Consider the following 15,580-nt stretch of genomic DNA (forward strand, 5'->3'; position numbering starts at 1 on the left):
TACGCAAGCAAGGCCATGGCATGCTTGAGGTTCTGCTCCGGGCCTTCAACGGTAATCCTATCCCGCTTGCCGCATAGCGGCTGAACAGTCACGTTTCATCGACTATTCAATGGAGGAAATCCACTATACCGGTATTGATCTAGATCAAGGTATGGCCCGATCGGTCGGCAACAATGTCCGTCCGTTTGCCGCGTTGGCGCGACCTCGTGACGCAACAGTTGGCGCATCACCTGGTCGGCGTAGTCGTTCGGGAAGCAGCCGGCAAAGCCGATCAGGTGTACCGGCTGGCCTGGGAAGGCGTTGACGATAGGCCGCCCCGGATAAACGTGGCCCGAGCTGGGCGGGTCGGCGCCGAAGATGGCGCGCGCCACCTCGGTGCGCCCGGCCCCCATCGGACCGGCAAAGCCGAGGATTTCGCCTTGCTTGGGCGTGACATCAAGCGGGCCGAAGACGCCGGCGCGGGCTAGGCCGGCGGCGCGCAACAGGGTCGTGTCGGTGGCAATGGGATCACGTTCGGGGAATTTTTCCTCCAACGCGCGCCCGACCATTTTCAATACGATGTCGTCGATGGCGATATCGCGGAAAGCGTCGGTGCCGACGTATTTTCCGTCGCGCATTACCGTCACCCGACGAGTCAACAACGTTCAGTTGTGCGCCGCCGCATGGGCAGCGAAGCTCAGTGCGACTGGAGGCGCGCGACGATCAGGTCCCACTGGGCCGGGGTGACGGGGGTGATCGACAGGCGGCTGCCTTTTTTGAGCAGCAGCATATCTTCCAGTTCCGGGATGTGGCGCAGCTCGGCCAACGGCAGCAGGCGCGTCTTGCGCGTGCCGCGCACGTCCACGCTGATCCAGCGCGGCTGCTCCGGCGTCGCCTTCGGGTCGAAATATTTGCCGCCGGCCTCGAACTGGCTGGCGTCGGGGTAGGCCACGCTGGCCACCTCGGCCAGACCGGCGATGCCTGGCTGCGGGCAGCTGGAGTGGTAGAACAGCACGCCGTCGCCGAGCTGCATGCCGTCGCGCATGAAGTTGCGGGCCTGGTAGTTGCGCACGCCAAACCATGGCACGGTGTGCGCCGGCGCCGCCATCACGTCGTCGATGCTGACTTCGTCGGGCTCGGATTTCATCAACCAATATTGCATGCGGGTGGACTCCTGGGTGGAAGATTGTGCGCGGTCGGCTTGGTTTGACTGTAAGCCGGCGGCGAGCACCAACATACGCGGACGTAAAAAAGCGGCTGCGCATCGGGTGATGAAGCAACCGCTCTGAATGAGGAACCCCGCATGTGCCGTTATGCCGGCATCCCGAACCAAACGGTTCAAGGTGGTCACAGTTAGTTCAATTTCGGGTTCGTCGGACTAGCGACGCTCACTCCCATCAAACAAAATTCCGCAACCGGTGCACATAAATGGTTCAAGGAATATATGGCAATCGCGAACACTGCAGGGTAGTGCCGAAGTTTACTCTTATGCCCACGCATGTCAAACGTATTTCGTTGATTAAAACAGATTTTCCTGCGGCGTCAGGGCGTCGTCGAGCACCGCGTGCATGGCACCCAGTTTTTCCTTGACTTCCAAAATGCTGAACTCGGACAGTGGCCCCTGCGGCGATTTGGAGGACAGGAACTCCGCCGCCACGCCCAAGGCGGCCAGCACCGCGATGCGGTCGTTGCCCTTGATTTTACCGGCGTCGCGGATCGCCGTCATTTTGCCGTCGAGGAATTTGGCCGCTTCGCGCAATGCCCTTTCCTCGCCTTCCTTGCACACCATGCGGTAGGGCTGTCCCATGATCGTGACGTCCAAATGGGTCATCAAGCGTCCTTCTCTTCAGCGGCTTCGGCCAGTCCGGCCTGGACCAGTTCGGGAATTTTTTCAAGCAGGGACTCGACCCGCAGATGCGCCTCGCTGATGCGCTGCAGATACACCGCGTTTTCGGCGCCCAGCGCCGCGTTAGCCAGGCGCAACTCGGCGTTCTCGCGGCGCAGCGCGTGCGTCAGCTCGGCCAGCAAGTCGATTTTTACGGATAGGTCTTGGAATTCGGAAATCATCCCGTCACTATAGGGAACAGCTCTAAAGGCGTCAATCGAATCGCACCACTGTTACCGATATTTACAATAATACATTAAAAATTTCTTTCGTGGCAACTTTTTAGCCGCTGGCGCCCCGCCCCGCCGCGTTTTCATTGTCCTTTGCCGCCCGCCCGCCCGCCGACGACGCGGCGCGGCGCCTGCCGGCGGGCATCCCTGTCGCGCCGGTCTATACCGCCTTCCCGGCACGCTACGCCCGGGCGGCGCGTTTGCGTTGGCGCAACGGCTGTGCATTTGCGGCCCGAAAAACCGTCTATCGATATGAAATAAATGTGTGCACCCTTGAAATACCCCCATACCGTCCCTATAATTGGCACTCGTTAGTAGAGAGTGCTAACAACTCTTTCTCGCCGCGGCAAGCTTGCTTGTTACGGTAATCGACTGAAGACGGGCATGGCCACAGGCCGGTCTCGTAATCATTTAGCAACATCTATCCATTGAACTTAAGGAGTTTTGTATGAATCTTCGCCCTTTGAACGATCGTGTCATCGTCAAACGCCTCGACCAAGAGACCAAAACTGCGTCCGGCCTCATCATTCCCGATGCAGCTGCTGAAAAACCGGATCAAGGCGAAGTACTCGCCGTAGGCAATGGCAAGATTTTGGACGACGGCAAAGTGCGTCCTTTGGATGTCAAAGTCGGCGACCGCGTCCTGTTCGGCAAATACGCCGGCCAGACCGTCAAGGTCGACGGCGACGAACTGCTGGTGATGCGCGAAGAAGACATCATGGCGATCGTCGTCCGCTAAGCGGCTCGCATCGCTTCCGATACATTCACGAAATTCAGGAGAAACAAACATGGCAGCTAAAGAAGTAGTATTCGGCGACGCAGCGCGCGCCAAAATGGTTGAAGGCGTCAACATCCTCGCCAACGCAGTCAAAGTCACCCTGGGCCCGAAAGGCCGCAACGTCGTGCTGGAGCGCTCGTTCGGCGCCCCTACCGTCACCAAGGACGGCGTCTCGGTTGCCAAAGAGATCGAACTGAAAGACAAGCTCATGAACATGGGCGCGCAAATGGTCAAGGAAGTTGCTTCCCGCACCAGCGACAACGCCGGCGACGGCACCACCACCGCCACCGTTCTGGCCCAGGCAATCGTGCGCGAAGGCATGAAATTCGTCGCCGCCGGCATGAACCCGATGGACCTGAAGCGCGGTATCGACAAAGCTGTTGCGGCGACCGTCGAAGAGCTGGCCAAGATCTCCCGTCCTTGCACCACCACCAAAGAAATCGCCCAAGTCGGCGCGATCTCGGCGAACTCGGACTACTCGATCGGCGAGCGTATCGCTGAAGCGATGGAAAAAGTCGGCAAGGAAGGCGTTATCACCGTTGAAGACGGCAAATCCCTGAACGACGAGCTGGATATCGTTGAAGGTATGCAATTCGACCGCGGCTACCTGTCGCCTTACTTCATCAACAACCAAGAGAAGCAAGTTGCCATCCTGGACAATCCATTCGTCCTGCTGTGCGACAAGAAAATCTCGAACATCCGCGATCTGCTGCCGGTACTGGAACAAGTCGCTAAAGCCGGCCGTCCACTGCTGATCATCGCCGAAGACATCGAAGGCGAAGCGCTGGCCACCCTGGTTGTGAACAACATCCGCGGCATCCTGAAAACCTGCGCAGTAAAAGCACCAGGCTTCGGCGACCGCCGCAAAGCCATGCTGGAAGACATCGCTGTCCTGACCGGCGGCCAAGTCATCGCTGAAGAAGTCGGCCTGACGCTGGAAAAAATCACCCTGGCCGAACTGGGCCAAGCCAAGCGTATCGAAGTCGGCAAGGAAAACACCATCGTCATCGACGGCGCCGGCGAAGCTGGTTCGATCGAAGCGCGCGTCAAGCAAGTGCGCGTGCAGATCGAAGAAGCGACCTCGGACTACGACCGTGAAAAACTGCAAGAACGCGTGGCCAAACTGGCCGGCGGCGTTGCCGTGATCAAGGTTGGCGCAGCCACCGAAGTCGAAATGAAAGAAAAGAAAGCCCGCGTTGAAGATGCACTGCACGCCACCCGCGCCGCCGTGGAAGAAGGTATCGTTCCTGGCGGCGGCGTTGCCCTGCTGCGCGCGCGTGCCAACATCACCGTCAAAGGCGACAACCCGGATCAAGAAGCGGGTATCAAGATCGTTCTGCGCGCAATGGAAGAGCCACTGCGCATGATCGTTCAAAACGCCGGCGAAGAAGCTTCGGTTGTGGTTGCCGCCGTGTTGGCTGGTTCGGGTAACTACGGTTACAACGCGGCCAACGGCACCTACGGCGACATGGTTGAAATGGGCGTTCTGGACCCAGCCAAAGTGACCCGTTCGGCGCTGCAAAACGCCGCTTCGATCGCTTCGCTGATGCTGACGACCGACTGCATGGTCTGCGAAATCTCGGACGACAAAGCAGGCGGCGGCATGGGCGGCGGCATGGGCGGTATGGGCGGCATGGGCGGTATGGACGGCATGATGTAATGCCAGCCCGATGAGCGCGCCGGCGACGGCGCCTCGTCAACGCTAAAAAAGCCCGCAAGGTTCGCGCCTTGCGGGCTTTTTCTTCGTCTCGACGGTGGCGAATATGTGCTGCCTGCCGCAAAAGCAGAGGGCGCGCCGGGGCCGCTTGTTGCCGGTCGCCGGCCTTTGCTTTAGTATGGCCGCCACATCATCCAACAAGGCTAACGAGCATGCCGCAACGCCCATCTTCATCGTCGAAAACCACCGTGATTGTCGGCGTACTGGCCGGTCTGCTGGGAGCGGGTATCGGCGCCTATTATCCGCGGCGCCCGGCGCCGGCGGACGCGCCGACGCAAGCTCAGCGAGCGGCGTCCGCCCCCAAGGCAGGCGCCGTGGCCGGCCGCAGCAAGGAGCAGGCGTCGAAGGCCTTGATGGCGCTGCCGGAACTGCAAGCGTGGTCGGCCTTCATCGAGAAGAACTCGGGCGGCGCCGCCCATGGCGCGCTGATCGAGTACGACCTGACGCCGCGCCTCATCAACGGCAAGCGCTACTGGCAACTCAGCTTCGTCGAAAACAGCGCGGAAGCGGCGCACCGCTGGGAAAGCTTCCTGGTCGCCAGCGGCAGCGACGAGATCCTGGTCGAGGACCCGGCGTCCGACGAGCCGCTGAGCCTGGAACGCTGGCGCCGCGAAAAACAGCCGATGCGCCGCCGCGGCGGCGTCGCCGCGCCGCTCTAGTGTGCTAGCGTTCTAGGCCGGCTTCACCGCCCGCGGCGCCTGCGCCACGCCCTGCACCCGTCCCACCCACCACACCGTCAACAGCGTCAGCGCCGCGGCGACCCAGCCGTTGACGCCGTAGCCGCCGATGTGGCCGGCGCTGTCGGTGTGCAACGTCAAGCCGCCGACCCATGCGCCCAGGCCGCTGCCCAGTTGCTGGACCGCTGAGCCGGCGCTGAGAAAGGCGCCGCGCCGCGCCGGCTCCGGTATCGTCGTCATCAAGGCCTGCAACGGAATGTTGCGCCCCGAAATAGATACCATGAAGAAGGGGAAGAAGGCGATCAGCGCCAGCAGCGGCAGCTGCGGCAAATGGGTCATGCACAGGATAGGCAGTATCGAGAACAGCGCGACCCAGCGGTAAACCCGCGCTTTGCCGTAGCGGTCCGACCAGACGCCGATGCGGCGCGCGGTAAACAGCGTGGCGGCGCCGCCGGCGAGGTAGATCCAGGTGATGTCGGCCGGCGCGACGCCCAGGTTGCTGACGATCACCGGCGAGATGAAGGGAATGATCAGCATCGCGCCGGCCATCGACAGGCCCGACAGCAGGAAGGCGCTGAGATGGCGTGGCACTGTGAACAGCGCCAGCAGATTCGGCAGGGCCTGGGCCAGCGTCGCCGGCTTGGCGCCGCGGTGCGCGGTCAGCGCCGGCAAGACCCGCGCCGCGCCGATCCAGATCAGCACCGACAACAACACCAGCAGGTAGAACGGCGAGGCCCAGCCGAAGTGCGCCGCCAGCACCACGCCGATCGGCACGCCGGCCACCGCGGCCAGGCTGAACGAGGTCATGACGACGCCGGTCGCGGCGCCGCGCCGCTCGGCCGGAATGATGTCGCCGATGATGGCCATGATGATCGAACCGAGCACGCCGCCGGTCAGGCCGGCGAAGGCGCGCGAGAGCACCAGCACGTGGAAATTGGGTGCCATCGCGCAGGCCAGGTTCGACAGCGTGAACAGGCAGAACATCGACAACAACAATTTCTTACGGTCGAAGCGGTCGATGTAGGTTGCCGCGAACAGGCCGGACAGGCCGGCGCACCAGGCGTAGGCCGACACCGCGCCGGCGACGGCGGCCGGCGAGATCGCGAACGCCCGCATCAATTGCGGCGCCAGCGGCATCATCACCATGAAATCCATGATGACGGTAAATTGCGTCAAGGCCAGCAGCCACAACAGGGCGCGCTCGCGCCCGGGGGAAAGGGGAAGGGTCGTCATATTTTTTTGTTTGGTTGGAATTGGTTTGTTTGACATTAATCGAGTTGTTCGATGTCGGCGGCGGCGCGGCGCAAAATCGCCCGCACGCCGGCCAGCCGCGCCTCGCTCGCATGCTCCGTGCGCACCCGCGCAATCACCACCGCCTTCAATTCGTGCATCAGTTGGCGCAAGTCGTCGCCGCCCTCCGGTGGCGCCGCCATGCGCGCCAAAATGGCGTCGACGAACTGGCGGTTGTCGTCGAGGAAGGTTTGCCCTTCCGGGGTGATGCTGTGCAGCTTCTTATTACCGTCCAGCTCGGCCGAGACGTGGCCAAGGTCGAGCAACATCGACAGCAGCGGGTAGATCGCACCGGGACTGGGCGCGTAGCTGCCGCCGGCGCGTTGTTCGATTTCCTTGATGATTTCGTAGCCGTGGCGCGGTTTCTCGGCAATCAGTTGCAGCACCACGTAGCGCATCGCGCCGGCGTCGAAGCGTTTCGGGCCGCGTCCGCCGCCGTGCGGCTGGGAGTGTAGGTGCGCCTGCATGCGGTGTTGTCCGCGAAAAAAATGAAACATGTAAACCTCCATAAGATATATCGCAATAAGATATATCTTAACTGATAATTTTCATTTTTCAAGCTTTTTTGCAAGCCGTCTTGCAACGCTTCTATAATTGCCGACATGACCTCATTGACCCTCCGCCAACTCGGCCCCGACGATCTGGACGCCTACCGCGCGCTGCGGCTGGCCGGCATTCTGGAGGCGCCGGCCGCGTTTTGCACCACCCACGCGGCGGAAAGCGCGGTGCCGTTGGAGCGCATGCGCCAGCGTCTGGTGCACACGGCGTACCAGCGCATGTTCGGCGCCTTCCACGACGGACGCCTGGTCGGCTGCGCCGCGCTGTCGCGCGAGCCGATCGCGCTCATCCACGACCGCGCCAATATCTGGGGCGTGTACGTGGCGCCCGGCGCCCGCGGCGGCGGGCTGGCGCGGCAATTGATGCACGCCTGTATGGCGCACGCGGCGGCGATCGGCGAGCTGCGCACGCTGACGCTGTCTGTGCGCCGCGGCAACGACGTCGCCGAGGCGCTGTATGCCAGGCTGGGCTTCGCCGTCGTCGGCGCGTCGGACGATGGCGAGCAGCTGCGGATGGCGATGGGGCTGTCCCCCCGCGCGTGAATCCGCCCTTTCCCTGAAGAAGCGCGAAGCCCGTCCCTCGCGAACCGGCGAAAATACCGCGAATTCGCAAAAATACTGTCATTCCGGAATCGTTTTGCGGTATATATGCAGGCGATGGTACGCAAACGACGTCGACAGACGAATTTCCGTTGCCAGCAAACGCACTTCCGCTTCGTATCGCGGATAAATAAAAAACCTGGAGAACCAATGTCACAGTTGGAAACAAAAGATGGAATGGGGCCGATGCCCCGCCAAATTCCCTACATCATCGTCAACGAAATCTGCGAGCGCTTCAGCTTTTACGGCATGCGCAACGTCCTCACGCCATTCCTGATCAGCACGCTACTCATGTTCATGCCGCTGGCCGACCGCGCCGGCGAAGCCAAGCACGTGTTCCACACCTTCGTCATCGGCGTGTATTTCTTCCCGCTGCTGGGCGGCTGGCTGGCCGACCGTTATTTCGGCAAGTACAACACGGTTTTCTGGCTCAGCCTGGTCTACTGCGCCGGCCACGCCTGCCTGGCCTACTTCGAGGCCAACATCAACGGTTTCTATTTCGGCTTGTTCCTGGTGGCGCTGGGTTCGGGCGGCATCAAGCCGCTGGTGTCGTCCTTCGTCGGCGACCAGTTCGACCGCAGCAACAAGGGCAAGGCCAAGCTGGTCTACGACATGTTCTACTGGAGCATCAACTTCGGCTCCTTCGGCGCCTCGCTGCTGATCCCCATCCTGCTGCGCGACTACGGCCCGGCGCTGGCCTTCGGCGTGCCCGGCGTGCTGATGTTCATCGCCACCATGGTGTTCTGGCTCGGCAAGAAGAAATACGTCCACGTGGCGCCGGCCCAGGCCGACCCCGACTCGTTCACCAAGGTCGCCCGCACCGCCCTGTTGGCCGCCAAACCGGGCCAGGCCCGGCCCGGGCTGAGTGTGGCCCGCCTGGGCATGGCCGGCGCCATCGTCTGCCTGTGCATGACGCCGAAATGGGGCTTCGTCATCGCCGCCTGCAGCGCGCTGGTGCTGCTGCTGGCCTGCGGCGGCGTCGGCACGGCGATGCAGATCGAGCGCGCCCGCGGCGCCCACCCCGACCACGCGGTCGAGGGCGTGCGCGCGGTGCTGCGCATCCTGATCGTCTTCGCGCTGGTCACGCCATTCTTCTCGCTGTTCGACCAGAAGGCCTCGACCTGGGTGGTGCAGGCGACCGCGATGGACAAGCCGAGCTGGTTCCTGCCGGCGCAAATGCAGGCGCTCAATCCCTTGCTGGTGATGTTGCTGATTCCCTTCAACAACCTGTTGCTGTACCCGCTGGTGGCGCGCATGGGATTCAACGTCACGCCGCTGCGGCGCATGACGGCCGGCATCGGCTTTTCGGCACTGTCCTGGGTCGTCATCGGCGCGATCCAGATGAAGATGGACGGCGGCGAGCACATGTCGATCGTCTGGCAGATCCTGCCTTATATGCTGCTGACGATGGGCGAGGTATTGGTGTCGGCCACCGGCCTGGAGTTCGCCTACAGCCAGGCGCCGGCGTCGATGAAGGGCACCATCATGAGTCTGTGGTTCCTGTCGACCACGGTGGGCAACCTGTGGGTGCTGATCGTCAACGCCGGCGTCAAAAACGACGCCGTCAACGCGTATATCCAGACCACCGGCTTTAGCGTGACCGCCTTCCAGATGTTCTTCTTCGCCGCCTTCGCGGCGCTCGCCATGCTGGCGTTCGGCTGGTACGCCAAACGCTACCGCATGGTCGACAACTACCGCGGCGTCCCGGCCGCCGCCGCCCTCGCCACGGCGTAACACGCCGGCCGCGCCGCGCTAAACTTTGTTCCCCATTTACAACGTTTAGCGCGGAATTAGACTATTTTGTCTACCCAAACCCCTCCGTACTGGTCCACACTGTTCCACAGCGCAACATAACTGGTGCAACCAGATGCGCCGTTCCGACGCCGCCGCGAGGCGGCCGGGGCAACATGTATCCATTTGTACATTCCTGGAGGGAATCAATGAACACACTTGCACGCTCAACCGTATCGCTGGCGGTCCTGGCCGCCTGCGCGCTGCCGGCCCAGGCAGCCGACGGCCCCGTGGTCACCGTCAGCGGCTTCGGCACGGCGGCCCTGACCATGACCGACAACGAGCGGGCCGAATACGCCCGGCCGAACCAGGTCGCCGGCGCCAAAAAGGACCCGCGCACCGGCGTCGATTCGAATCTCGGCATCCAGGCCACGGCCAAATTCAACGACCGCCTGTCGCTGACCGGCCAGGGCCTGGTGCGCAAATACGCCACCGACCATTTCGGCGCGGAACTGGCCTGGGCCTTCGCCAAGTACAAGCTGTCGGACGACTTCAACGTGCGCGTCGGGCGCATCGGCCTGCCGGTCTATATGATCTCGGACTTCCGCAACGTCGGCTACGCCAACACGATGATACGGCCGCCGGCCGAGGTCTACCGCCAGGTCACGGCCGACTATTTCGACGGCGTCGACCTGATCTACCAGCACTCGTTCGACGACACCACCGTCACCGCGCAGTTCGGCCTGGGCCAGTCCAAGGCGCGCCAGCCGAACAACGCCCGCATCGAATACAAGCCGGTGACGGCCTTGCACGTGCTGCTGGAAAACGGCCCGTTCACCTTGCGCTTCGGCCGCGCCGACGCCACGTTCTCGGTGCGCGACAACGCCAGGCTGAACGGCCTGCTGGCCTCGCTGCGCAAATTCGGTCAGGGCGCGGTGGCCGACCAGCTCGACGTCAACGACGTGAAAGGCTCGTTCACCTCGCTCGGTTTCGGCCTCGACTACAAGAACTTCCTGGTGCAATCCGAGTACGCCGTGCGCAAGACCGAGTCGCGCGCGGTGATGGACACCAGCTCGTGGTACGCGATGTTCGGCTACCGCTACGGCACCGTCACGCCGTACTACTATTACGGCGACATCAAGCAGGACAGCGCGCGCGGCTTCCCCGGCATGCCCGCCGCCGGCCCGCTGGCGGCGCTGACCGCCGGCGCCAACTCGGTCGCCAAGGCCGCGCTGCAGTCGACCCACGCGGTTGGCCTGCGCTGGGACTTCCACAAATCGGCCGCGCTGAAGGTGCAGATCGACCGCGTCAAACCGCGCGACGGCGCCGGCGCCTTCGTCAACGCCGCGCCGGGCTTCACCGGCCCGGTCAATGTGTATGCCGCCGGCATCGACTTCGTCTTCTGAGGAAAACAGACATGAGAATCAAAATCGACACGCTGCTGGTGTTGACCGGCCTATGCCTGGGCAGCCTGCCCGTTTTCGCGACCGAAATCGCGGTGATCGTCAACCCGAAAAACCCGGCCACGCGCATGTTCAGCGAACAGGCCGGGCAGTTCTTCATCGGCAAGTCAAACCAGTTCACGCCGGTCGAGCACAACGAGGGCGCCGCGCTGCGCGCCGAGTTCCATCAAAAGGTGTTGGGCAAGGAGCCGGCGCAAGTGAAGGCGATCTGGTCCAAGCTGGTGTTTACCGGCAAGGGCCAGGCGCCCAGGGAGTACGCCTCCAGCGCCGAGGTGAGGAAGGCGGTCGCGGCCGATCCGAGCGCGATTGGCTACATTGAAAAATCGGCCGTCGACGATAGCGTGAAAGTGATTTTGTCGGTGCCGTAAGGGCGCCGGCAAGCCAACAAGGGCGTCCCGCGGGGCGCCTTTTTCATTTCTTTGCCTGTGCTTTGGCCTGACGTTCGCGGCGCGCCGACGCCGCGCGCCGGCCTCAGGTGGTCACGCTGGGACTGCTGCGGCCGGTGCTGGCGGCGATGCCGGCGACGCTGTCGGCCAGCGCGATCAAGCCCGCCAGCGCCAGCTGCGTCGGCATGTGGTGCGCCGCCGGGTCGGCTTCGTAGCGCTCCAGATACAGCCGTAGCGTGGCGCCCTCGGTGCCGGTGCCCGACAGGCGCAGCACCACGCGCGAGCCGTCCGTCATGACCAGGCGCACGCCCTGCCGGCTCGACACCGACCGGTCGACCGGGTCGGTGTAGGCGAAGTCGTCGGCCAGTGCGATCGTGTAGCCGCCCAGCGTTTGCCCGGCCAGTTGGTCCAGCTTGCCGCGCAAGCCCAGCATCAGCGCGTCGGCGGCGGCGCTGTCGACGCCCTCGTAGTCGTGGCGCGAATAGTAATGGCGCCCGAAGCGCTGCCAGTGCCGCTGCGCCAGTTGCGTCACGCTGGCGCCGCTGGCCGCCAGCAAGTTGAGCCAGAACAGCACCGCCCACAGGCCGTCCTTTTCGCGCAAATGGTCGGAACCGGTGCCGTAGCTCTCCTCGCCGCACAACGTGACCATGCCGGCGTCGAGCAGGTTGCCGAAAAATTTCCACCCGGTCGGTGTTTCGTAGCAGGGTATGCCGAGCGCGGCGGCCACCGCGTCGGCCGCGCGCGAGGTCGGCATCGAGCGGGCGATGCCCTTCAGCCCGGCGCGGTAGCCCGGCGCGACGGCGGCGTTGGCGGCCAGGATCGCCAGGCTGTCCGACGGCGTCACTTCGATGCCGCGCCCGACCACCATGTTGCGGTCGCCGTCGCCGTCGGAGGCGGCGCCGAAGTCGGGCGCGTCGGGCGCCGCCATCAGCGCGACCAGCTCGGCGGCGTTGACCGGGTTCGGGTCCGGGTGGCCGCCGCCGAAGTCTTCCAGCGGCACCGCGTTGATGACGCTGCCGGCCGGGGCGCCCAGCTCGCCCTCGAGGATCGCCCGCGCGTACGGGCCGCAAACCGCGTGCATGCCGTCGAAGCGCATCGTGAAGCCGCCGGCGAACAGCGCCCGGATGGCGTCGAAGTCGAACAGGCCGCGCATCAGCTCGGCGTAGTCGGCGACCGGGTCGATCACCTCGACCAGCATGGCCTCCAGGTGCGCCGTGCCGACGCGGTCGAGATCGACGGCGGCGCCGTCGCTGATGCGGTAGCGCTCGATGGCGGTGCTGCGCAGGTAGACCGCCTCGGTGAATTTTTCCGGCGCCGGGCCACCGTTGGCGATGTTGTATTTGATGCCGAAGTCGCCGTCCGGTCCGCCCGGGTTGTGGCTGGCCGAGAGCACGATGCCGCCCAGCGCCGCGTGCTTGCGCACCACGCAACTGAGCGCCGGCGTCGACAGGATGCCGCCGCGCCCCACCAGCACCCTGGCGTAGCCGTGCGCCGCCGCCATGCGCAGCACGGTCTGCACCGCCGCGCGGTTGTGGTAGCGGCCGTCGCCGCCCAGCACCAGCGTCTGGCCGCCGCAATCGCCCAGCGTGTCGAACACGCTTTGCACGAAGTTTTCAAGATAGCCGGCTTGCTGGAATACCCGCACTTTCTTGCGCAATCCCGAGGTGCCCGGGCGCTGGTCGGCGAACGGGCTGGTGGCGATGGTCTGGATGGTCATACTGGCTCCGCGTCAATGTCCGGTGGGGCGGCGGCGGCGGCCGCGCGCGTCAAAGCGCATCATACATATCAAAAATGACATGCGGCTTTCAATTGGCTAGGGACGACCCGTTTATACCCGCGCCGCGGCCAGCCAGGTCGATGCCCAGCCACTGTTCCCATACCACGCGGGCGCCGCGTCGCCTCGACATGTCGATGCGCGACACGCCGCCGTCGGTCAGCGTGGCCACGCGCCGGCGCATGGACGACATGGGCCTGAACAGCCTGGCCGACGTGCTGGGGCAAAGCACCGGCGCGGCGGTGCGGGAACTCGACAGCGAACGCATCAACCTCACCCCGCTCCCCTCCGACCACCCTTTGCCGGCGGCGCTGACGGCGCTGCTGGCGCCGGCGCCGCCGATGGCGCGGGCAGACGCCGACACTGGTCGATCACGCTGCCCAGCGCGCGCCAGCCGGCCACCCGCATCTCTGGGAGCGATCCGGCCGCGCCCGGCGCCGCCAGGGAAAAGCGCCGCGCGCAACCCGCGGCGGCGCGTTCTTCTACCGCCTGCATTTCGACCTGCACTACCGGCCCGCCATCTGGCCGCGCTGGATCGTCGGCTTGTGCGCCATGTTCATGCTGGTCTCCATCGCCAGTGGCGTGATCACGCACAAGCGCATCTTCAAGCGCTTGTCCACCTTCCGGCGCGCCCAGTTTGGCCTGGCTCAAGCTTACACCGAGGGCTGCAAGCTCAGGCCGGGAAATCTCTGCTGGCTCTTGACCAGGCCGTCGATGTCGGCCGGCGCCACCGCCCGGCTCAGGTAGAAACCGAAGGCCTCGTCGCACTCCATCGCCACCAGCTGGGCCAGCTGGTCGGCGGTTTCGACGCCGCCGGCGACCACCCGCATGTTCAGCGTATGCGCCATCGCCACCATGGCGCGTACCATCGCGCCATGGTCGGCGCCGCCGGCCGGGTCGGGCCGGCGCAGGTCGTCGATGAAGCATTTCTCGATCTTGACGGCGTCGGCCGGGAAGCGCCGCAGGTAGCTCAGCGAGGTGTCGCCGGTACCGAAATCGCTGATCGAGATACCCATGCCGAGCTGCTTGAACTGGCGCAGCGTGCTTTCGCAGTCCTGGTTCTTGTCGATCAGGATCGCCGCCGCGATCTCCAGCTCGATGAAGCGGCCCGGCACGCCGGCGGCGTCGAGGATGGCGCCGAAACTGTGCACGATGTCGGTCTGGTAGAACTGCCGCGCCGACAGGTTGACCGACACCGTCAGCGGCTGGCCCTGGTCGATCCAGCGCCTGGCCTGGGCCGCCGCCTCGGCCAGCACCCAGGCGCCGACCGGCAGGATCAGCGCGCGCTGCTCGAGGATCGCCAGGAAGTCGAGCGGCATCACCAGCCCCAGCTTCGGATGGCGCCAGCGCAGCAGCGCCTTGACGCCGGTGATGCGCTGCTGGCGCAGGTCCATGCGCGGCTGGTAGTACAGCACGAATTCCTGGCGCTCCAGCGCGTGGCGCAGCTCGGCGTCGAGGATGGCCTGCGAATAGCTCGGCGTGCGCAGGCCGGGCGCGTAGCGAACGCAGCTGCCCGGCGCCCGCCGCTTGGCCGCGTACATCGCGATGTCGGCCTTTTCGATCAGCTGGTGGACGTCGTCGTCGTCGTCCGGGTAAATCGCCACGCCGACGCTGGCGCGCACCGACAGGCTGTATTCGCCGATGATAAAGGGCGGCTTGACGGCGCTGGCGATTTTTTCGGCGACCCGCTCGGCGTCCTGCGGCGTGCGCATTTCCGTCAGCAGGATGATGAACTCGTCGCCGCCCTGGCGCGCCACCGTGTCGACCTTGCGCATGCACTGCTGCGCGCGCTGGGCGAACTGCACCAGCACCTGGTCGCCGACGTCGTGGCCGAGGCTGTCGTTGATGCCCTTGAAGCGGTCGATGTCGACAAACAGCACCGCCAGCATGCCGCGGTGCCGCTTGGCGTAGGCGATGCCGTGCTCGAAGCGGATCTGGAAGTGCAAGCGGTTCGGCAGCCCGGTCAGGCCGTCGTGGTGGGCGATGAATTCCAGGTGCGCCTCGGCGCGGCGGCGCGCCGAGACGTCTTGCAGCAGCATTACCGCGCCCGGCCGCGGCGCCGCCGGCGCCAGCGGCGCGCAGCTGTACTGCACGTCGATGCGCTTGCCGTCGCCGCGGCGCAGCAGCACCGCGCCGCGCGCCGCCTCCAGCTCCTCGCCGCTGCGCATGCAGTCGAGGATGTGCTGGCGCGCGTCGAGCGCCACGCCGTCCTGGTACACCGCCAGCAATTCGCCGACGGACAGGCCGGCGCCGGCGCCGAGGGCGTAACCGGTCATCGCCTCGGCACGCTGGTTGAGGTAGCGCACCGCGCCCTGCGGGTCGGTGCCGATCACCGCCGCCGGCATCGCGTGCAGCAGCGCCAGCGCGGCGTCGAGCTGGCGTTGCAGCGCCGCGCATTGCAGGCGCGCGCGCTGCCACAGCAGCGCCTGGCGCCAGTGATAGGCTAGCAGGGCCGCCAGCAACAAGCCCAGCAACAGCGGCGCGGCATTCATGCGCCGCGCCGGCGGCAAGAT

Annotated in this window: 17 protein-coding genes and 1 other RNA gene; 8 read left to right on the forward strand and 10 right to left on the reverse strand. The window is 64.8% G+C overall.

Annotated features, from left to right (window positions below; all coding sequences use genetic code 11):
- Nucleotides 1–95 precede the first annotated feature (95 nt).
- From ACFDR9_RS08665 to ACFDR9_RS08685, 5 genes are all read right to left on the reverse strand, one after another.
- Nucleotides 96–617: a hypothetical protein gene (locus ACFDR9_RS08665; protein ID WP_409030746.1), complete on the reverse strand. Its 522-nt coding sequence runs from the start codon at nucleotides 615–617 to the stop codon at nucleotides 96–98.
- Nucleotides 618–676: 59 nt separating this feature from the next.
- The gene (locus tag ACFDR9_RS08670; protein WP_409030747.1) at nucleotides 677–1,141 is read right to left on the reverse strand and encodes an EVE domain-containing protein; all 465 of its coding nucleotides are present in this window, start codon (nucleotides 1,139–1,141) and stop codon (nucleotides 677–679) included.
- 130 nt (nucleotides 1,142–1,271) lie between these two features.
- Nucleotides 1,272–1,451, reverse strand: a non-coding RNA gene (ssrS, locus tag ACFDR9_RS08675) — 6S RNA.
- A gap of 47 nt (nucleotides 1,452–1,498) precedes the next feature.
- Nucleotides 1,499–1,810: a cell division protein ZapA gene (locus ACFDR9_RS08680; RefSeq protein ID WP_017877051.1), complete on the reverse strand. Its 312-nt coding sequence runs from the start codon at nucleotides 1,808–1,810 to the stop codon at nucleotides 1,499–1,501.
- Entirely contained in the window at nucleotides 1,810–2,046 is a 237-nt protein-coding gene (locus ACFDR9_RS08685; protein WP_017877052.1) for a hypothetical protein, read from the reverse strand. Before ACFDR9_RS08685 ends, ACFDR9_RS08680 begins: the two co-directional genes overlap by 1 nt.
- A 496-nt stretch (nucleotides 2,047–2,542) precedes the next feature.
- Here ACFDR9_RS08685 and groES point away from each other — a divergent pair, with 496 nt between their 5' ends.
- The 3 genes from groES to ACFDR9_RS08700 all read left to right on the forward strand — a co-directional run bounded on the left by groES (nucleotide 2,543) and on the right by ACFDR9_RS08700 (nucleotide 5,248).
- Nucleotides 2,543–2,833 carry a co-chaperone GroES gene (gene groES, locus ACFDR9_RS08690; protein ID WP_026132958.1) on the forward strand — a complete coding sequence of 97 codons (291 nt, stop codon included), beginning with the start codon at nucleotides 2,543–2,545 and terminating at the stop codon, nucleotides 2,831–2,833.
- A gap of 49 nt (nucleotides 2,834–2,882) precedes the next feature.
- On the forward strand, nucleotides 2,883–4,532 hold the full coding sequence (gene groL / locus ACFDR9_RS08695; RefSeq protein ID WP_017877055.1) for a chaperonin GroEL: 1,650 nt from the start codon (nucleotides 2,883–2,885) through the stop codon (nucleotides 4,530–4,532).
- 209 nt (nucleotides 4,533–4,741) lie between these two features.
- A complete protein-coding gene (locus tag ACFDR9_RS08700; RefSeq protein ID WP_232429702.1) occupies nucleotides 4,742–5,248 on the forward strand; it encodes a hypothetical protein in 507 nt (168 codons plus the stop codon).
- Between the two features lie 12 nt (nucleotides 5,249–5,260).
- Here ACFDR9_RS08700 and ACFDR9_RS08705 read toward each other — a convergent pair whose 3' ends face one another.
- Nucleotides 5,261–6,499 (reverse strand): MFS transporter, encoded by a 1,239-nt coding sequence (locus ACFDR9_RS08705; RefSeq protein ID WP_026132959.1) that lies wholly within the window; start codon nucleotides 6,497–6,499, stop codon nucleotides 5,261–5,263.
- Between the two features lie 35 nt (nucleotides 6,500–6,534).
- Nucleotides 6,535–7,023, reverse strand: a complete 489-nt coding sequence (locus tag ACFDR9_RS08710) for a PadR family transcriptional regulator (protein WP_409030748.1) — start codon at nucleotides 7,021–7,023, stop codon at nucleotides 6,535–6,537.
- Nucleotides 7,024–7,158: 135 nt separating this feature from the next.
- On the opposite strand from ACFDR9_RS08710, the gene ACFDR9_RS08715 reads away from it, so the two are divergent.
- The 4 genes from ACFDR9_RS08715 (at nucleotide 7,159) to ACFDR9_RS08730 (ending at nucleotide 11,275) form a co-directional block, all read left to right on the forward strand.
- On the forward strand, nucleotides 7,159–7,656 hold the full coding sequence (locus ACFDR9_RS08715) for a GNAT family N-acetyltransferase (RefSeq protein ID WP_409030749.1): 498 nt from the start codon (nucleotides 7,159–7,161) through the stop codon (nucleotides 7,654–7,656).
- Between the two features lie 243 nt (nucleotides 7,657–7,899).
- Nucleotides 7,900–9,447, forward strand: a complete 1,548-nt coding sequence (locus tag ACFDR9_RS08720; RefSeq protein WP_409030750.1) for an oligopeptide:H+ symporter — start codon at nucleotides 7,900–7,902, stop codon at nucleotides 9,445–9,447.
- A gap of 206 nt (nucleotides 9,448–9,653) precedes the next feature.
- Nucleotides 9,654–10,850: a hypothetical protein gene (locus tag ACFDR9_RS08725; RefSeq protein WP_409030751.1), complete on the forward strand. Its 1,197-nt coding sequence runs from the start codon at nucleotides 9,654–9,656 to the stop codon at nucleotides 10,848–10,850.
- An 11-nt stretch (nucleotides 10,851–10,861) separates the two neighbouring features.
- Nucleotides 10,862–11,275, forward strand: a complete 414-nt coding sequence (locus tag ACFDR9_RS08730; RefSeq protein WP_017877062.1) for a hypothetical protein — start codon at nucleotides 10,862–10,864, stop codon at nucleotides 11,273–11,275.
- 103 nt (nucleotides 11,276–11,378) lie between these two features.
- Here ACFDR9_RS08730 and ACFDR9_RS08735 read toward each other — a convergent pair whose 3' ends face one another.
- Both ACFDR9_RS08735 and ACFDR9_RS08740 read right to left on the reverse strand, forming a co-directional pair.
- Entirely contained in the window at nucleotides 11,379–13,010 is a 1,632-nt protein-coding gene (locus ACFDR9_RS08735; RefSeq protein WP_409030752.1) for an alpha-D-glucose phosphate-specific phosphoglucomutase, read from the reverse strand.
- 88 nt (nucleotides 13,011–13,098) lie between these two features.
- Nucleotides 13,099–13,335, reverse strand: a complete 237-nt coding sequence (locus ACFDR9_RS08740) for a hypothetical protein (RefSeq protein ID WP_409030753.1) — start codon at nucleotides 13,333–13,335, stop codon at nucleotides 13,099–13,101.
- A 233-nt stretch (nucleotides 13,336–13,568) separates the two neighbouring features.
- Here ACFDR9_RS08740 and ACFDR9_RS08745 point away from each other — a divergent pair, with 233 nt between their 5' ends.
- Complete coding sequence (locus ACFDR9_RS08745) at nucleotides 13,569–13,814, forward strand: PepSY-associated TM helix domain-containing protein (protein WP_409030773.1); 246 nt, start codon at nucleotides 13,569–13,571, stop codon at nucleotides 13,812–13,814.
- Here the strand turns inward: ACFDR9_RS08745 and ACFDR9_RS08750 are convergent.
- Nucleotides 13,721–15,559 (reverse strand): putative bifunctional diguanylate cyclase/phosphodiesterase, encoded by a 1,839-nt coding sequence (locus ACFDR9_RS08750; protein WP_409030754.1) that lies wholly within the window; start codon nucleotides 15,557–15,559, stop codon nucleotides 13,721–13,723. The two genes, ACFDR9_RS08745 and ACFDR9_RS08750, sit on opposite strands and share 94 nt — an antisense overlap.
- Nucleotides 15,560–15,580: the final 21 nt, after the last annotated feature.

The organism is Janthinobacterium sp. CG_23.3 (assembly GCF_046115965.1).
In the GTDB taxonomy this organism is placed as follows: Bacteria; Pseudomonadota; Gammaproteobacteria; order Burkholderiales; family Burkholderiaceae_D; genus Janthinobacterium.

Coding starts and splice junctions, on each gene's coding strand:
- ACFDR9_RS08670 (WP_409030747.1), bottom strand. CDS start 1,141: ATGCAATATTGGTTGATGAAATCCGAGCCCGACGAAGTCAGCATCGAC.
- ACFDR9_RS08700 (WP_232429702.1), top strand. CDS start 4,742: ATGCCGCAACGCCCATCTTCATCGTCGAAAACCACCGTGATTGTCGGC.
- ACFDR9_RS08720 (WP_409030750.1), top strand. CDS start 7,900: ATGCCCCGCCAAATTCCCTACATCATCGTCAACGAAATCTGCGAGCGC.
- ACFDR9_RS08685 (WP_017877052.1), bottom strand. CDS start 2,046: ATGATTTCCGAATTCCAAGACCTATCCGTAAAAATCGACTTGCTGGCC.
- ACFDR9_RS08725 (WP_409030751.1), top strand. CDS start 9,654: ATGAACACACTTGCACGCTCAACCGTATCGCTGGCGGTCCTGGCCGCC.
- ACFDR9_RS08665 (WP_409030746.1), bottom strand. CDS start 617: ATGCGCGACGGAAAATACGTCGGCACCGACGCTTTCCGCGATATCGCC.
- groES (WP_026132958.1), top strand. CDS start 2,543: ATGAATCTTCGCCCTTTGAACGATCGTGTCATCGTCAAACGCCTCGAC.
- ACFDR9_RS08680 (WP_017877051.1), bottom strand. CDS start 1,810: ATGACCCATTTGGACGTCACGATCATGGGACAGCCCTACCGCATGGTG.
- ACFDR9_RS08715 (WP_409030749.1), top strand. CDS start 7,159: ATGACCTCATTGACCCTCCGCCAACTCGGCCCCGACGATCTGGACGCC.
- ACFDR9_RS08730 (WP_017877062.1), top strand. CDS start 10,862: ATGAGAATCAAAATCGACACGCTGCTGGTGTTGACCGGCCTATGCCTG.
- ACFDR9_RS08750 (WP_409030754.1), bottom strand. CDS start 15,559: ATGAATGCCGCGCCGCTGTTGCTGGGCTTGTTGCTGGCGGCCCTGCTA.
- ACFDR9_RS08740 (WP_409030753.1), bottom strand. CDS start 13,335: ATGCGTTCGCTGTCGAGTTCCCGCACCGCCGCGCCGGTGCTTTGCCCC.
- groL (WP_017877055.1), top strand. CDS start 2,883: ATGGCAGCTAAAGAAGTAGTATTCGGCGACGCAGCGCGCGCCAAAATG.
- ACFDR9_RS08705 (WP_026132959.1), bottom strand. CDS start 6,499: ATGACGACCCTTCCCCTTTCCCCCGGGCGCGAGCGCGCCCTGTTGTGG.
- ACFDR9_RS08735 (WP_409030752.1), bottom strand. CDS start 13,010: ATGACCATCCAGACCATCGCCACCAGCCCGTTCGCCGACCAGCGCCCG.
- ACFDR9_RS08710 (WP_409030748.1), bottom strand. CDS start 7,023: ATGCAGGCGCACCTACACTCCCAGCCGCACGGCGGCGGACGCGGCCCG.